This window comes from Micromonospora sp. Llam0 (assembly GCF_003751085.1).
Classification (GTDB): Bacteria; Actinomycetota; Actinomycetes; order Mycobacteriales; family Micromonosporaceae; genus Micromonospora_E.
In genome coordinates this window covers 4,508,798-4,524,411 of sequence record NZ_RJJY01000001.1, presented here as the reverse complement: position 1 = coordinate 4,524,411, position 15,614 = coordinate 4,508,798, and the positions used below count along the sequence as shown (strand labels likewise).

Genomic DNA, 15,614 nt, shown 5'->3' with positions numbered 1-15,614 from the left:
GTCACCCGCCGATCGACGAGAACAGCCCTTGAATCGCGCCGAACAGGCCGGCGACCGCGCAGGCCAGCGGGATCAGCGCCATGATGGCGAGCACGTCGACGATGTCGGCGGCACGACCCAGGTAGGGCGACGGGCTGCGCCGGCTGTAGACCAGACCGGCGGCGAGCACCGCTGCGGCGGCGAGCACGATCAGGAGCAGGATCAGCAGCCGACCGCCGGGGTCGGCGTCCAGTGTGTTGCCGAAGGCCAGCAGTGCCATTCCGACCACGCCGCTGACCAGCAGCGGCACCCGCTGCTGCGGAAGGGCGAACAGGCGGGCACGCAGCAGCAACGCCGCAGCGGCCGCGAAGCCGAGGAGCTGGGCCGGTACGCTCCCATCCACAGTAGTCAGAAACAGGGTGGCGCAGACCCCGGTGACGGCGGCGGCCAGCAGCATTCCGGAGAGTAGTTCAGTCGCCCGCGCGACGGCGGCGAAGACGTCGGACCGCTTGGGTACCGGGCGGTCTTCGAGGATCTCCTCGGGGCGGTCCGGGAGCTCGGGCACCGGTAGCCGGCCGAGCCAACTGGCGAACAGCGGGTAGCCGGGGAGCAGACCGATGCCCGTCGTGAGCGTGACAGCGGCTGAGCCGGACGGCGACATCCCGGCCAGGCACAGCACCGCGGCGAGCAGGCCGGCGACGCTGATCGCCAGCCCGGCCATGAAGAGCCGCTGCACGGCGGCTACCCCCGTGTAGCCGATGACACTGAACACCAGCAGCGCCGCCGAACCGAGCAGAAGGCTCGGCGCACCCAGTCGGAGCAGACCGAGGTCGCTGGGCGCTGCGAGCAGCGCGCCGCCCACGAACGCGTACGGCAGGCCGGCCGCGGCCACCGCGGCGCCGGCGGTCGCGTCGGAGAAGGCCCGGGACAACAGCAGGCCGAGTATCGCGAGGACCGCCGCCATCCCCAGCGCCACGCCCGCCGGCAGCGGCCACGGCGGTCCGGACAGCACGAGGGTCAGCAGACCGAAGCTCAGCACCGCGGCGGCGACCGCGAGGCCGCACCGGCGGGTCGCGGAGCCTCCCCAGGAACGTCCGGCCCGCCGCGCGCCGCTCGCGATCACCTCGACCACGTCGTCGTACGCGAGCTCGGGCCAGTCTTCCCGGCGCGGAGCCAGATGCAGCAGCTCGCCGTCGCGTACGCCCTGCACGGAGAGGTTGCGGGTGGCTTCGAGCACGCCGCCGGTGGCGCGGCGCAGCACCCAGCCACCGTGCCGCTCACCGGCCTCGCCGAGATCATCGCCGGCGTGCCGCAGCAGGTGCGGCAGCAACTCCCCGACGAGCATGTTGTCGGGCAACGCGACGTCCATGCGCCGCTTCGGTGCCGCCACCGTCACTCTCGCCAGGCTGAGGCCTCCCGGGGCAGTCACGCTGGTCACCTCCGCCGGAGCCCGCCGCCGCTCGTCGAGCGCCAAACTAGCATGTCGTCGCCACCCGACCGATCCATTCTTCACGGTGGATCCGGTCTATAGGATTGCCCTGCACACAAAGGGAACGAGCCGGCGCGGCGGAGGTCGATCGGGTGACATCGGTGATCGTGAAGCGGCCGCCGCGTCGGCCCGCGCCGCCGCTGCCCACCGGCGAGGTCGTGTTGGATCCGCCGCCCGAAATTCCCCCACCCGCCGGTAAGGCGTGGACCCGCATGCTCATGATTCTGCCGATGGCGGCCGGCGGCGCGGCCATGGGACTGATGATGGCCGGTCAGCGCGGCGGCGGTGGCCCGCTTACCTATGTGGCCGGTGGCATGTTCGGCATCTCCATTCTCGGGATGATGGGGATGATGATGCTGAATCAGACGGGCCCGGGCAAGAAGGAGATGATCGAGGCCCGCAGGCAGTACATGCGCCGTCTGGCACAGCAGCGCGCGCAGATCCGCGCCACCATCAAGCAGCAGCGGGAGGCCATCCACTACCGGCACCCCGAGCCCGACGCGCTGTGGTCGACGGTCACCGGCGGACGGCTCTGGGAGCGGCGTCGCGCCGACGCGGACTTCAGCGTCGTACGCATCGGCATCGGGGCACTGGAGGTCGCCACGCCGCTGATACCGCCACAGACCCGCCCGGTCGACGAGCTGGAGCCGCTGTGCGCGATGGCGTTGCGCAAGTTCGTGGCGACGTACTCGGTGGTTCCCGACCTGCCGGTGGCCATCGCGCTGCGCGACTTCTCCCACGTCTATCTGCGCGGCTCCGAGCGCACGGTGCGTGACCTGACGCGCGCGCTGCTCGCCCAGATGTCCGCCTTCCACTCCCCGGACGACCTGCTGATCGGCCTGTGCGTGCCGGACATGCAGCGGCCCAACTGGGAGTGGGCCAAGTGGCTGCCGCACGCACAGCACCCGGCGAAGCTCGACGCAGTCGGGCCGGTACGGCTCTTCGCGCCCGCTGTCAACGCGCTGGAGGCGATGCTCGACGACGTGCTGGCGAACCGTCCGCGCTTCGAACCGGCCACGGCGAACTCGATTCCCGGGCCGCACGTGGTGGTGGTCATCGACGGCGGCTCCACCACCGGCTCCGACCATCTGATGACCGACGGCGGCGTCGCCGGCGTGACCATCCTCGACCTGTCCAACCCGCCGCCGCGGCTGCTCGACGACACCTCGGTCGTGCTCGACGTCGCCGACGACGGCACCATCTCGGGCACCACGATGGACGGGGTGATCCAGGTCGGCACCGCCGACCGCATCGACGTCGCGCAGGCCGAGGTGCTGGCCCGGGAGCTGGCGCCGCTGCGGCTGTCGGCCGCGTCGTACGCCGACCAGTCCGCCGGGGTGACGTTCGACCTCGGACTCGCCGAGCTGCTCGGCCTCGGCTCGCCGTACGACTTCGACCTCGGCCACGCCTGGGCCAGCCGACCCAACCGCGACCGGCTGCGGGTGCCGCTCGGCGTGGGGCCGGACGGGCGGCCGATCGAGATCGACCTCAAGGAGTCCGCGCAGGACGGCATGGGCCCACACGGCCTGCTGGTCGGCGCCACCGGGTCGGGCAAGAGCGAGCTGCTCCGTACGCTGGTGCTGGCACTGGCCGTGACCCACAGCTCCGAGATCCTCAACTTCGTGCTCGTCGACTTCAAGGGCGGCGCGACGTTCACCACGCTCGACCGGCTGCCGCACACCAGCGCCGTCATCACCAACCTCGCCGACGAGCTGTCCCTCGTAGACCGGATGCTGGGCGCGATCCAGGGCGAGCTGATGCGCCGGCAGGAGCTGCTGCGCCGGGCCGGCAACTACGCCTCGCAGCGCGACTACGAGCGTGCCCGGGCGGCCGGGGTGCCGCTCGCCCCGCTGCCGAGTCTGCTGCTGATCGTCGACGAGTTCTCCGAGTTGCTGACCGCGCGCCCCGACTTCATCGACATGTTCGTGCAGATTGGCCGGGTGGGCCGGTCGCTCGGCGTACACCTGCTGCTCGCCTCGCAGCGCCTGGAGGAGGGCCGGCTGCGCGGGCTGGAGACGCACCTGTCGTACCGCATCGGCCTGCGTACGTTCTCCTCCATGGACAGCCGGGCGGTGCTCGGCGTGCCCGACGCGTACGAGCTGCCGCGGGCACCGGGTCACGGTTACCTGCGCACCGGCACCGAGGGGATGATCCGCTTCAAGGCCGCGTACGTCTCCGGGGTGGTGCGCCAGGACGGCTCCGGCGCCAGCGTGGGCGGCCGTGCCATCGACCCGGTGCGGGAGTTCCCCACGTACTACGTGGCGCCGCCGCGTGACGACAAGCCCGTCGCGGAGGAGACCGAGCTGGCGGAGGAGGCGGCGGCGGTCGGCGAAACTCTGCTCGACGTGCTGGTCGACCGGATGCAGGGGCAGGGCCCGCCGGCGCACCAGGTGTGGCTGCCGCCGCTGGCCGAACCGCCGACCCTGGGCCAGCTGATGGCGCCGATCGTGCAGTCGCCGGAGCGCGGACTGAGTACACCGGACCTCGACCCGCGGCGCGCGCTGCACGGCCTGGTCGGCATCATCGACAAGCCGTTCGAGCAGTTGCGCGAGCCGATGTGGTTGGACCTGTCCGGCAGCGGCGGCAACATGGTGGTGGTCGGCGGGCCGCAGAGCGGCAAGAGCAACTTCCTGCGTACGCTGATCGGCAGTCTGGCACTGCAGCACACCCCGCGCGAGGTGCAGTTCTACTGCCTCGACTTCGGTGGCGGCGGCCTGACCGCCATGGCCGGCCTGCCGCACACGGGTGGCGTCGCCGCCCGGCGCGATGTCGACAAGGTACGCCGCACGATCGCCGAGATGCACGGGCTCATGCAGGCCCGCGAGGGCCTGTTCGCCGCGCACGGTGTGGAGGGCATCGCCGCCTACCGTCGAGCCAAGCGGCAGGGGCGGTTCACCGAGGATCCGTTCGGCGACGTGTTCCTGGTCATCGACGGCTGGTCGGCGCTGCGCAGCGAGTTCGAAGACCTCGAACCGTTGGTGAACGAGCTGGCCAACCGGGGCCTCGGCTACGGCATCCATCTGCTGGCCGCGACCAACCGGTGGATGGACGTGCGGGCGGTGGTCCGCGACATGTTCGGTACGAAGATCGAGCTGCGCCTGGGCGAGCCGAGCGACTCGGTGATCAACCGGCGGGCCGCGGTCAACGTGCCCGAGCAGACGCCCGGCCGCGGCCTCACCCCGGACGGTTTCCACTTTCTGGCCGGGCTGCCCCGCATCGACGCCGAGCAGAGCGTCGACGACCTTTCCGACGCGGTGGCCGAGTTCGTCAAGCTCGCCCAGACGTACTGGACCAACCCGCCGGCGCCCGCGGTGCGGCTGCTGCCCGCCGAGCTGCCGTACGCCGCGCTGCCCGCGCCGCAGGGCGGGAAGCTGCCGATCGGTATCGCCGAGTCCGACCTGCAGCCGGTCCTCCTCGACTTCGGCGCCGAGCCGCACGCGCTGCTGTTCGGCGACATCGAAAGCGGCAAGAGCTCGTTTCTGCGCAGCCTGGCCAAGATGGTCACCACCAGCTACGAACCCAGCCAGGCCCGCCTCATCTTCGTCGACTACCGGCGCACCCTGCTCGGCTGCGTCGACACGCCACACCTGATCGGGTACGGCACGTCGCAGCAGAGCACCACCGACCTGGTGAACCAGGTGACCACTGTGATGCGGGAGCGGCTGCCCGGCCCGGAGGTCAAGCCCGAGCAGCTCCGCGACCGGAGCTGGTGGTCCGGGCCGGAGCTCTTCCTGCTGATCGACGACTACGACCTGCTCTCCGGCGGGATGACGAACCCGCTCACCCCGCTGCTGGAGTTCCTGCCCCAGGCCCGCGACATCGGGCTGCACCTGGTGCTGACCCGGCGGATCGGCGGGGCCAGCCGGGCCATGTTCGACCCGGTGATCAGCCGGATCCGGGAGCTGGCCTCGCCTGGCATCATGATGTCCGGCCCGCGCGAGGAGGGCGCACTGTTCGGCACCATCAAGCCGCAGTTCCTGCCGCCCGGCCGGGCCTGGCTGTTCACCCGCCGCCAGGGCGCCCGCCTCGTCCAGCTCGCCTGGACCCCACCGGCCCACTGACCGCCCCGGACAGCCCTCAGGGCAGGTCCGTCGGCCAGCCGACATCGACGGAATCTCGCGGGGACGGAGTGGGACTCCGTGACGGGGCGGTCAGCGGCGGGGGGCACCCAGGTACTGATGCTCGACATCGGTCTGTGCCAGCGAGATGTAGCGCAGCGCGCCGTCACCGACCAACGCGACCATGTCCTCGGCCATCACCTGCAGAAACTGGGTGCTGTTCGGCGGCAGCTTCAGTGCCCCGCCGGCCTGCGCCGCCTCCGCGCTGGCCAGCCGCTGCAGGATCGCCAGGTTGCAGTCCTGGACCGCCGGTACACCCGGCTGGTCGAGGTGGCGCAGGATGGTGAGCTGCGTCTGCCACGGCCCGAGCGGCTGGGGCGTCGCGGCACCGACCACGCCAAGGTCGTAAACCACCAGCACCGGTTGCTGCGGGGTCGCGGCCAGCGCCAGCGGCTGCTCGGCGCCGAGCACCGTCAGGCGGTCGCTGCGACCCGTAGCCCGCTCGCCGAAGCCGTGCCAGGCCTGCGGATCGGCGGCCACCAGGGCCACCCGTGCACCGAGGGCGAGTGCCCGGAAGGCGACCAGTTGCCCGGCCCAGGCCCCACCGACGAGCGTGACGCGAGTGGACTCCGGCCGGAACATCCGCACGGCCACGGGTTTCTGCTGCCGGTCGGAGCCCAGGATCAGCCCGGTGCCCGGCGCGGAGATACGCATCTGGGCGAGCGCCGGGCGGGACACCATGTGCCAGCCGATGCGTAGCCGCGCCAGCCGCCCCGAGACGCCGCCGTGGCCGTTGCCGTTGGGGCCGGGCGGCCGGCCGCCGTCGTACTCCTTCCCCGGTGGGCCTTGGTCTCCAGCCTGCGGCGCGGCGAGCGGCTGCGCGGCAGCGGGGGCAGCGGCCGCCACCGCGGCCTGCGTGGCGGGGCGGGCGACAGCAGCGGACTCGGCCGTCGGTGCCTGGGCCTGCGCTGGCCTGGCCTGCTGTGCGGGCGGTGGTGCTTGGGCCTGCCGTGCGGGCGGCTGTCCGGCGTGCTGTGCGGGCAACGCCGGCTGCTGGGCCGGTGGCGCACCCGCCGGGGCCTGGATGGCGGCCGGATAGCCCGGGGCCGGCTGGCCCGGGACCGCCGGCGGGTGCTGTGGTGCTCGCGACTGCTGCTTGTTCGCCGCGCCGTGCGGCCTGGGCTGGTTCTCCGTGTCCTGCGGCCTGGACTTGTTCCCCTCGTCCTGCGGCCTGGTCACCGTGCGCCACCTCCCGTCGGGGCCGACGCGTAGACGGCGGGTCCCTGCTCGCCGTCCAGCGGAAAGAGGTCGGCCCCGGCCTGCTCGACGCCTTGGGCAACGGCCTGGCAGAGCTGGTCGAGGTCGGCGGCGGGCGCCGACACGCGAACCAGACCGCGCAGGTCGAACATCTTCTGGCTGCTGTCCGGCGCCATGATCAACGCCACGTTCGTCATCGCGGCCGGCACGGTCGACACCAGGTCCAGCAGGCCGGATACCTGCCCGACCGGCGGCCAGTCGCGGATCCAGAACGAGCGGTGGGCCAGCCGCGACGAGTGCCAGTCGCACCACTCCTCGCGGGGTAGCGCCGCCTCCGGCCGGGTGGCGGGCGCCGCCGGCTCCAGGTCGCAGGAGCGCACCAGCGCGGTGAGTAGGCCGTCGGCGTCGAGCAGGCGGTACGGGACACCGACCCGGCGCAGCGACTTGGTGACCCGCCGGACCAGCGCCGCTACCACCGCCGGTGCCGCGTCGAGATCGGCGTCGCCGATTGCTGCGGCTTCGGCCAGCGTCCGTGCGTCGAGCCGTACCGCGACCCAGGTCGCCCGGTCCGCGGGCAGCGGCACACCGCCGAACCGGGCCAGCAACTGGTGGTACGACTGTCCGGCTGGGGCGGACGGGTGCATGTCGATGCTGGGTGCGGGCACCGTCTGGGTGACCACCTGGAGCACCGCGCCCGGCTGGTCGGCCTCGGACAGCGCCTCGGCCAACTCCTCGAGGGGGAGGCCGCCGACCACCCCGCGCATCGGCGTGCTCGGCGTCACTGCGGCCACGGCGTACCAGCCGGCGTCGTCACGGGCGACGCCGACCTGGGCACCATCGGCCACCGCGACGTTCTCCACCACCAGCCCGGGGGCGAGCCGGTGCAGGGCGGCCACCCGGGGATCGTCGGCTTGCGGGGTGCCGGACATGCCCTGCCGGCGCCGCCGGTACTGCCGGGTCATCGCGCGCCGTTCCAGCCACCACCGGCCCTGGTGCCGGCCCAGCGCAGCCGCGAGCAGCAGCAGGCCTGCGGCGCTGGCACCCGTGGTCAGCGCCACGCCCCGGTCGAGCGCGACGAGGACGGCAACGATGACCGCCTCGACCAGCAGCAACTGCATCACGTGTACGGGGCCCAGGTAGCCGGGGCGCCGGCGAGGCAGCAGGATCGCGGGGCCGGAGGCGCCGGGCGTCTCGGCGCTGACCCGCGCCCCGGCCCGGACCGGATCGGCGCCTGCCCGGGCCGGCCCCGACTGCGGCGTCGCCGTCATCGGGTGGCGGCCAACAGATCATCGAGCACCAGGGTGCGCAGGTCGTCGCGCGATGGCATCCGGCCCAGCGCCCGCAGGCGGCCGGACTGGGCCTTGCGCATGCCCTCCAGCAGCTTGCGCGCCTCGCGCGCGTTGCCGAAGTTGCGATCACGCTCGATCTGGCCGAACCATTCCAGGAGCGCGTCGTCGAGCCCGGGTTCGAGCAGGTAGTCGTCGTTACGGGCGATCCGGTTGACGATCAGCACCAGTTCGTCAGGCGCATAGTTCTCGAACTCCAGCGTCTTGGCGAACCGGGATGCCAGACCGGCGTTGGCGTCGAGGAAGTCGACCATCTCGTCGGTGTAGCCGGCGACGATGACGGCCACCTCGTCGCGGTGGTCCTCCATCAGCTTCACCAGCGTGTCGATGGCCTCCTGGCCGAAGTCGGCGCTGGCGCCACCAGCGCGGGACAGGGTGTACGCCTCATCGATGAAGAGCACACCGCCGAACGCCTCCTCGAAGACCTTCGTGGTCTTCTCCGCGGTGTGTCCGATGTACTGGCCGACCAGGTCGCGCCGGGCCACCTCGCGGAACTGGCCGTTGGGTAGTACGCCCAGAGCCTTGAGGAGCTGGCCGTAGAGGCGCGCGACGGTGGTCTTGCCGGTGCCCGGGGCACCGGTGAACACCAGGTGGTTGCTTGTCCCGCCGACCGCGAGGCCGGCGTTGCGGCGCCACTCGTTGACCTGGATCTCGTCGATGAGCGCGCGGACCTCGCTCTTGACGCCGGCCAGGCCGATCATCGAGTCGAGTTCGGCGAGTAGCTTGTCGACCCGCTCGGTGTCCTGCTGGGTCGCGCCCTCGATCGCGCTGACGCCGACCCGGGGCTGGTGCCCGCCCTCGTCGGCCTTGCGTACGGTCGCGGTGGCGCCCTCGTCGAGCTGGATGCCCGGCGCGGCCGTGCCCTCCACCCGGGTGCCCTCGACCAGGCCACCGCAACCGCGACCGATCATGATGCCCACGCCGCGAGTGTCGTGCACCCAGCTACCGGTGATGGTCGGCGAGCTCTGGTGCGCCACCGAGATGCCGGCGTCGCCGGTCGACGAGATGTCACACCGCTCGATCGTGGGCCGGCCGGCCTGGTAAATGTAGATGCCCCGGTATCCGCACGCGCTGACTGTCGAATTCCGGATCGCCGGATCCGCGCCAAGCCGTACGATGATCCCGTCCTCGGCAATGTCGCGGACCTCGCACTTGTCGATCACGCCGCCCGCGTCTTCGATGACGAAGCCGGATTGACCTGCGGTGATCTTCACATCGGTGGCTGTGAGCACCGCGCCGTCGGTGACGCTGACACCGGCCGCGTACTGCGCGGCCACCTCGCACTTCTCGATGGTGAGGTGGCCGCCGCGCGCCGCCACGCCGGGATAGTGCCCTGACCTGAGGACCAGTCCCTGCAGGGTCACGTCGGCGCCGTCGCAGCCGACCGCCGGTCCGGCGCCGTCGCTCGCGTCGATCGTCACGGAGCCGGCCTCACCGGCCGCGACCAGGCTCAGCCGCTGGCCACTGACGCGGACCGTCTCGGCGTAGACGCCCGCCTCGATGGAGATGGTCGCACCGTCGGGCGCGACCTCCAGAGCATCGCGGATGCTCGGGTAGGCCCCCGAACGCTGCGTCGAGACGACAAGTACGCGCGCCATGGATTCCTCCCCGTACCCCTTGGTTGAGAATCGTAGCGAGTGACTGCCCGCGTCCATCACCCCGGAGACGCCAGCCGTGCCCGACAAGATGCGATTGCTCCAAATTAGTGAGTCGGGTTCGGCGGAGCCGGCATGATCCAGTTGAGTTGGTCGACCCGGTCCAGGAAGGAGTCGGTTCCGAGACAACTTGACAGGCCGATCGGGAGGCTGTTTCGTACTCGTGTCCTGGGCGTGTGGCGGGCGATGGTGCGGTGGGGGCACGGTGAGCGGTCTGCTCGGCATCTCGATCGTCAACTACCGCAGTGCGGGCGACACCGCCGACCTCATTCGTTCCATCGTGGCCGGGCGGGCCACCGGTCCGCGCGTCGCCGGCCCGCGCGTCGCGATCGCGATCGTCGACAACAGCGACCAGGCCGTCGAACTGTCCGAGATCGCCGGGTACGCCGAGCAGGCCGGCGTGGCGGTCCGGGTGATCGCCGGGCACGGCAACGTCGGGTACGCCGCCGGCAACAACCTCGCCGCCAGCTGGCTGCTGGCCGAGGGCGCCGACGTCATCTGGGTGCTCAACCCGGACACTCGGATCGTGGGCGGCGTGCTCGCCTCGGCCCTCGACGTGCTGCGCGCCGGCGACCGCGCGATCGGCGCGACGGCCAGCGTCGCACCAGACGGCGGACCGGGCGGCGGACCGGACCTCGGCATGGTCGACCTGTGGACCGGTCAGAGCGGACGACCGCCCGCCGGCGGCGTGGCAGGGCCGAGCAAACTGGTCTACGCGGCCGGCCACTCGCTGCTCGTCACCCGCCGCGCGTGGCAGGATCTGGGCGGGTTCTCCGAGGACTTCTTCCTGTTCTACGAGGAGGCCGACATCGCGCTACGTGCGGCCCGGTTGGGTATCCCGACCACAGTGGTCCCCGACCTGGCCGTCGAGCACGTCGGCGGCGTAGCGACCGGAGCGACGGCGGACATGGCGGTCAAGTCGACCACGACGTACTTCCACGCCAGCCGCAGCTGCATGGTCTTCTTCCGCAAGCACTACCGGCACCGGGTGCCGTTCGCCGCCGCGGCCCGGCTCGGCTACGCCGCGAAGGCGCTGCTCGCCCGCCGCCCCGACGCGGCGACCGCCGTCATCCGGGGCACCGTCGCCGGGCTGCGGGCATGACGCGCCAAGAGCTGGGGCCGGGCCGGTCCAGTCCGGGCCGGCCCAGGCCGGCGGCGTACGCGATCCGGCGCGCGGTCGGCAGCGCGACGGCGATGTACGTAGCCGCGCTGGCCATGTCCGGGTTCGCCATCCTGCTCAGCGTCGCGCTGCCGCCGGCAGAGCGCGGCCTGCTGGTCGCGACGACGACGAGCGCGACCGTCGGCGTCGCGGTCGGCGGGCTGTCACTGGAGACGTTCATGCTCGCTCAGGGCAGCGACTGGCTCCGGGAACGGTCCGGGCGGCGCAGCCTCGCCGTCTACGTCGCCACGGTGCCGCTGTCGGCCACGCTGGGCTGGATCTTCGCCTGGTACGCGGAGGCGGCGTCACCGGCACTCGCGGCGACTGGAGCGGCGTGCGTCGCGGCCGGCACCATGCCCGCGGCGGCGGGCCTGACCCTCGGGCGGTTCGTCGCCGTCTACCGCCAGCGCGCGCTGTTCGCCGCCACCGCGCCCGTGCTCTACCTCGTGCTCATCATCGCCTCGGTCGACGACGCGACGGTCTGGCTGCTGGCCTGGCTGGGCTGCCAGGCGGTGATGGCCGTCGCGATGTGGGCGGCGCACGGGGCACCGTTGGGCGCGATGGCGCGGCGCGCCTCGGCGGAACCCGAACGCCTCGCCCGGCTGGGCCTGACCCACACCGGCGCGGTGGCGCAGATCTTCACGTACCGCTTCGACCAACTCGCGCTGGCCCGCTATCAGGGCGCGGACGCACTGGCGATCTACTCCCTGGCGGTAGCGGCGATCGAGTTCTCCCAGGCCGGCGCGGTCGTCGCAGCACAGCGGACGCTGCGCGACCACGAGGAAGGCTCGGCCGATCGGCTACGTAGGATGCTGCGCCGGGCCGTCTACCTGGCGGCCGGCATGGGCGTGCTGGTGCTCGTCGGGCTGGCCGGCATCGGGGTCCTGACCAGCGGATACGCGGCGGCGGTGCTGCTCGGTGCGCTGCTGGTGCCGCGCAGCGTCGCGGTGTCGGTCGGCAAGGTCCTCAGCGCGCGCCTGGTCAACCTCGGCGGCGAGCGCACCACCGCCGTGATCGCGCTCGGCACCGCGCTGGCCGCGGTGGTCGGCTATCCTCTCGTCGCCGCGCCGTACGGGGCGTGGGGCGTCGCCGCGCTGTCGGTGGCTCTGTTCACCGCGCACAGCACGGTGTTGGGCCTCGCCGTCCGGTCCGGGGCCGGTCGTCGGGTGGCGGGGGACGGGCGTGGATAGCGACGGAACCCGCGTCGTCGCGGTGGTGCTCAACTGGAACTGCGCGGACGACACGATCCGCTGCGTCCGGGCGGTCGTCGCCGGCAGCGCCGTGCCGGAGGTGGTCGTCGTCGACAACGGCTCCACCGACGACTCCATCGCCAAGCTGCGCGCGCTGGGTGACGCGGTGACGCTGGTGCGGCTCGACACCAACCTCGGCTACGCCGGCGGGATGAACGCCGGCATCAGGCTCGCGCACGACCGCGGCGCGGCCTTCGTCTGGCTGCTGAACGCGGACTGCGTACCCCGGCCGGACACGCTGTCGGCGCTGTTGGCGCATGCGGACCGGTTCGCGGTGTCCACCTCGGTTCAGACGACGTCCGCGCGACCCGACGACCCCGGACCGGAGCCGTACGTCGTCGCCGCGACGCTGCCGGGCGGCCGGGTACGGCCGTTGCGCTGCGCCGGGTGCGAGGCCGGTGCGCACGATGTGGACGTGGTGACCGGCGCGGCCATCCTCCTCGGCGTCCCGTGGGCCGTCCAGGTGGGCCTGTTCGACGAGAGGTTCTTCCACTACAAGGAGGAGTTCGACCTGGTACGGCGGATCGCCGCGGCGGGTGGCCGGATCGGCCTGGTGTGCGCCTCGCAGGTGTGGCACCGGCGGGGCGGCAGTCTGGCCGGGTCGAGCCCTCGCGCGCAGTACTACCATCACCGCAACGAGATCCTCTACGTACGCAAGCACTACCCCCGGCCGCTGCGGCGGATCCTGATCGGGGAGCCGGTCCACTACAAGAACCTGGCCGGGTCGGTGCTCCGCCTCGTCGTCGGCGGCCGCAACGACCGGCGCCGGGCGCTCGCCGTCCTCGCCGGCTACTGGGACGGGCTGCGTGGCGTGCACGGCCCGACGGAGAGGTTCTAACGTGCACGCCCTGTTCGTCAGCCACTCCGCCGAACTCATGGGCGCGGAGCGTTCGTTGCTCGCCCTGGTCGGCGAGACGGTGCGGGCACGCGGGTACCAGGTCACCGTCACGCTACCGGGGGACGGCCCGCTGCGCGCGCAACTCGCCGCAACCGGCGCCGAGGTGGTGGTGCTGCCGACCCGGCTGTGGATGGGCCGGCGGTACGGACCCGCGGTCGGCGCGGTCCGGCTGCTTCAAGCGCTCGCGTCGGTTCCCCGATACCGGCGGCTGCTGGAACGAACGCGGCCGGACGTCGTGGTCACCAACTCGGCGGTTGTTCCAGCCGGGGCGATCGCCGCGCGGATGGCCCGGCTGAGGCACGTCTGGGTGGTGCGGGAGAGCCTGCTCAGCAACCCGAGCCTGCGGTCTGTGCTGCCCCGGGCCGCGATCGCCCAGCTCATCGCGCGCCTCTCGGACGGCGTCGTGGCGGTTTCCGCGTACGTCGCCGGTCAGGTGACGAGCGCCGTGCCGACGGCGCGGGCGAAGCTGCGCGTGATCCCGCCACCGGTCGAATCCGGGCCGGACGCGAGCGGTCCATCCGAGCCGGACAGCGTCTCCGAACCGGCCGGTGCCTCCGACACGGGTGCGGACCGTCCGGCCGCACTGGAGCGGCTGGTGCTGCTGGGCCGACACAGCGCCGAGAAGGGCCAGCAGGACGCGGTGGAGGCGCTGGCGATCTGCGCGCGCCGGGGCCGCGCGTTCACCCTCACGCTGGCCGGGGTCGGCGACGGCGAAGCGCGGCGGGGCCTCGCCGACCTGGCCCGCCGGTACGGCGTCGAGGCGCAGCTCGAAACCGTCGCGTGGACGGACGACCCGGCCGCGTTGTACGCGCGGGCCGACGTGACGCTGATGCTGTCGCGCAACGAGGCCTACGGCCGGGTGACGTTTGAGTCGCTCCGCTCCGGCACGCCGGTGATCGGTTACCGGGCCGGCGCCACGACAGAGATCCTCGCCGGTGGTGGCGGACTGCTGGTGGATTCCGACGCCGGTGCGCTCGCCCGGGCGTTGCTGGATCTGGCCGCCGACCGGGAGGCGTTCGGGCAGCTCACGGCCGAGGCGGTACGGCGCGGGCGGGAGCTCGCCACCGAGCCGTCCCCGGCCGGACGCTTCGTCGCGTACCTCGAAGAGCTGGGCGCGGTCAGCTGATGCCGCACCTGCCCACGCTGCGCGGCGCGTCCCGGCCGGCGGACCCGTCCGTGGCGGTCGTCGCAGGGGCGGCTGCCGTCGCGGTCGGGGTGGTGGCGACCTGGCAGCCGTTCGCGCTCGCCGCCGTGGCCGTGCTCGGCCTGCTCGCCTGGGGGTTGTGGACCCCGGATCGGCTTAACTACACGCTGTTCGCGGTCCTGTTGCTCGTCCCGGTCACCGCGGATCCCGGATACCCGGTCGATCCGGTATGGATAGTGCTGCTGGCGGCGACGGCGATCGCCGCTCTCGGCCGGATCCAGCGCTTCCAGCCGTACGCGCCGCTGCCGTCCATCGGGATGCTGGGATTCGCGGTCCCGGCGGTCTGCGTGCTCACCGGCCTGGTGTGGTGGACCGGCCCGAAGGACATTGTGATCGCTGTCGCGCCGCTGGCCTGCTACGCGCTGGTCGGCTGGCATGTCGTGGCCGAGGCGCGGGCCGGTGCGCCGGTGATCCGCCTGGCGCGGGCGTTCGCCTGGGTCGCCGTACCCATCACGCTGCTGGCCGTCTACCAGCGGATGTCCGGCACCTGGCCGATTCTCGACCAGTTGGCCATCAGCAACGCGTTCACGGCACAGGCGGGAGCCGGCAGGTCGGCCGGCACCATGGGACATCCGATCGTCTACGGCACGTACGGCATGCTGGCGATGTGCGCGGCCGTCGGCCTGCGCGGCCGGCTCTGGCAGGTGCCGTTCGCCGCGGGCGCGGTGGGCCTGCTGCTGTCCGGGTCACGCAGCGCGTGGATCGGTACGGCCTGCGCGCTCGGCATCTGGTACCTGGCCCAGCCGCGCAAGCTCACCCGCCGCGGCGTCGGTCTGGTCGCGGCGTTCGCCGCCGCCGGCACCGTGCTGGTGGCCGTCGGTCCCAAGCCGGTGCGGGACCTGACGGACCTCGTCCGGGCCCGCCTCACCAACGTCAGCGGGTCGAGTTCGGCGACGGCGCGCTACCGCCGTACGGAAGAGGCGTGGTCCGGCATCATGGACGGTGCCGGCAGTGCGCTGTTCGGCCTGGGCCCGGAGGCGCACGTGCGGTTCTTCCAGCAGATCGGCATCTCCGACGGACAGGCACAGGCGTTCGACAACAGTTACCTCACCCTCTGGTACGACTTCGGTGTGGTCGCGCTGCTGGTGTTCGTGTCCATCCTGGCGGTCGTGCTGGTCAAGCTCAGGTCGCTGACGGCACGGATGCTCATCGTCGGGTTCGCCGTACAGATCTGGTTCTTCGATTTCTACCTGTGGCCGGCCGCCGCAGGGGCGCTGCTCCTCGCCGTCGGCATCGGCGCCGCCGAGTCGCTGCGACCCGTCGACTGTAGGCTCCCCGACCCGGCGCTGACGGCCTTGCGACGATGAGCGGAGCGGACC

At 72.5% G+C, this 15,614-nt stretch carries 10 protein-coding genes; 6 read left to right on the top strand and 4 right to left on the bottom strand.

The window, feature by feature from the left end; all coding sequences use genetic code 11:
* Position 1 precedes the first annotated feature (1 nt).
* Positions 2–1,408 (bottom strand): type VII secretion integral membrane protein EccD, encoded by a 1,407-nt coding sequence (gene eccD / locus EDC02_RS19755; RefSeq protein WP_123604962.1) that lies wholly within the window; start codon positions 1,406–1,408, stop codon positions 2–4.
* A gap of 152 nt (positions 1,409–1,560) precedes the next feature.
* Between eccD and eccCa the strand changes: the two genes are divergently transcribed.
* Positions 1,561–5,529: a type VII secretion protein EccCa gene (eccCa, locus tag EDC02_RS19750; RefSeq protein ID WP_123603237.1), complete on the top strand. Its 3,969-nt coding sequence runs from the start codon at positions 1,561–1,563 to the stop codon at positions 5,527–5,529.
* 90 nt (positions 5,530–5,619) lie between these two features.
* Here the strand turns inward: eccCa and EDC02_RS19745 are convergent, their stop codons facing one another.
* From EDC02_RS19745 to EDC02_RS19735, 3 genes are read right to left on the bottom strand one after another with little or no spacing between them, the layout of a single operon-like run.
* Entirely contained in the window at positions 5,620–6,765 is a 1,146-nt protein-coding gene (locus EDC02_RS19745) for a hypothetical protein (RefSeq protein WP_233606042.1), read from the bottom strand.
* Complete coding sequence (locus tag EDC02_RS19740) at positions 6,762–8,051, bottom strand: type VII secretion protein EccE (protein WP_123603236.1); 1,290 nt, start codon at positions 8,049–8,051, stop codon at positions 6,762–6,764. The genes EDC02_RS19745 and EDC02_RS19740 overlap by 4 nt, the downstream gene beginning before the upstream one ends.
* Complete coding sequence (locus EDC02_RS19735; RefSeq protein WP_123603235.1) at positions 8,048–9,727, bottom strand: right-handed parallel beta-helix repeat-containing protein; 1,680 nt, start codon at positions 9,725–9,727, stop codon at positions 8,048–8,050. The genes EDC02_RS19740 and EDC02_RS19735 overlap by 4 nt, the downstream gene beginning before the upstream one ends.
* Before the next feature lie 262 nt (positions 9,728–9,989).
* Between EDC02_RS19735 and EDC02_RS19730 the strand changes: the two genes are divergently transcribed.
* From EDC02_RS19730 to EDC02_RS19715, 5 genes are read left to right on the top strand one after another with little or no spacing between them, the layout of a single operon-like run.
* Complete coding sequence (locus tag EDC02_RS19730; RefSeq protein ID WP_158632242.1) at positions 9,990–10,886, top strand: glycosyltransferase; 897 nt, start codon at positions 9,990–9,992, stop codon at positions 10,884–10,886.
* Entirely contained in the window at positions 10,883–12,133 is a 1,251-nt protein-coding gene (locus EDC02_RS40315; RefSeq protein ID WP_158632241.1) for a lipopolysaccharide biosynthesis protein, read from the top strand. Before EDC02_RS19730 ends, EDC02_RS40315 begins: the two co-directional genes overlap by 4 nt.
* Positions 12,126–13,031: a glycosyltransferase family 2 protein gene (locus EDC02_RS19725; RefSeq protein WP_158632240.1), complete on the top strand. Its 906-nt coding sequence runs from the start codon at positions 12,126–12,128 to the stop codon at positions 13,029–13,031. The genes EDC02_RS40315 and EDC02_RS19725 overlap by 8 nt, the downstream gene beginning before the upstream one ends.
* Position 13,032: 1 nt before the next feature.
* Positions 13,033–14,217, top strand: a complete 1,185-nt coding sequence (locus EDC02_RS19720) for a glycosyltransferase (protein ID WP_123603232.1) — start codon at positions 13,033–13,035, stop codon at positions 14,215–14,217.
* The gene (locus EDC02_RS19715) at positions 14,217–15,602 is read left to right on the top strand and encodes an O-antigen ligase (RefSeq protein WP_123603231.1); all 1,386 of its coding nucleotides are present in this window, start codon (positions 14,217–14,219) and stop codon (positions 15,600–15,602) included. Before EDC02_RS19720 ends, EDC02_RS19715 begins: the two co-directional genes overlap by 1 nt.
* The last annotated feature ends 12 nt before the right edge of the window (positions 15,603–15,614 follow it).

Bases quoted from the DNA above. Each gene is read 5' to 3' on its own strand.
- EDC02_RS19715 (WP_123603231.1), top strand. From the start codon at position 14,217: ATGCCGCACCTGCCCACGCTGCGCGGCGCGTCCCGGCCGGCGGACCCG.
- EDC02_RS19735 (WP_123603235.1), bottom strand. From the start codon at position 9,727: ATGGCGCGCGTACTTGTCGTCTCGACGCAGCGTTCGGGGGCCTACCCG.
- EDC02_RS40315 (WP_158632241.1), top strand. From the start codon at position 10,883: ATGACGCGCCAAGAGCTGGGGCCGGGCCGGTCCAGTCCGGGCCGGCCC.
- EDC02_RS19740 (WP_123603236.1), bottom strand. From the start codon at position 8,051: ATGACGGCGACGCCGCAGTCGGGGCCGGCCCGGGCAGGCGCCGATCCG.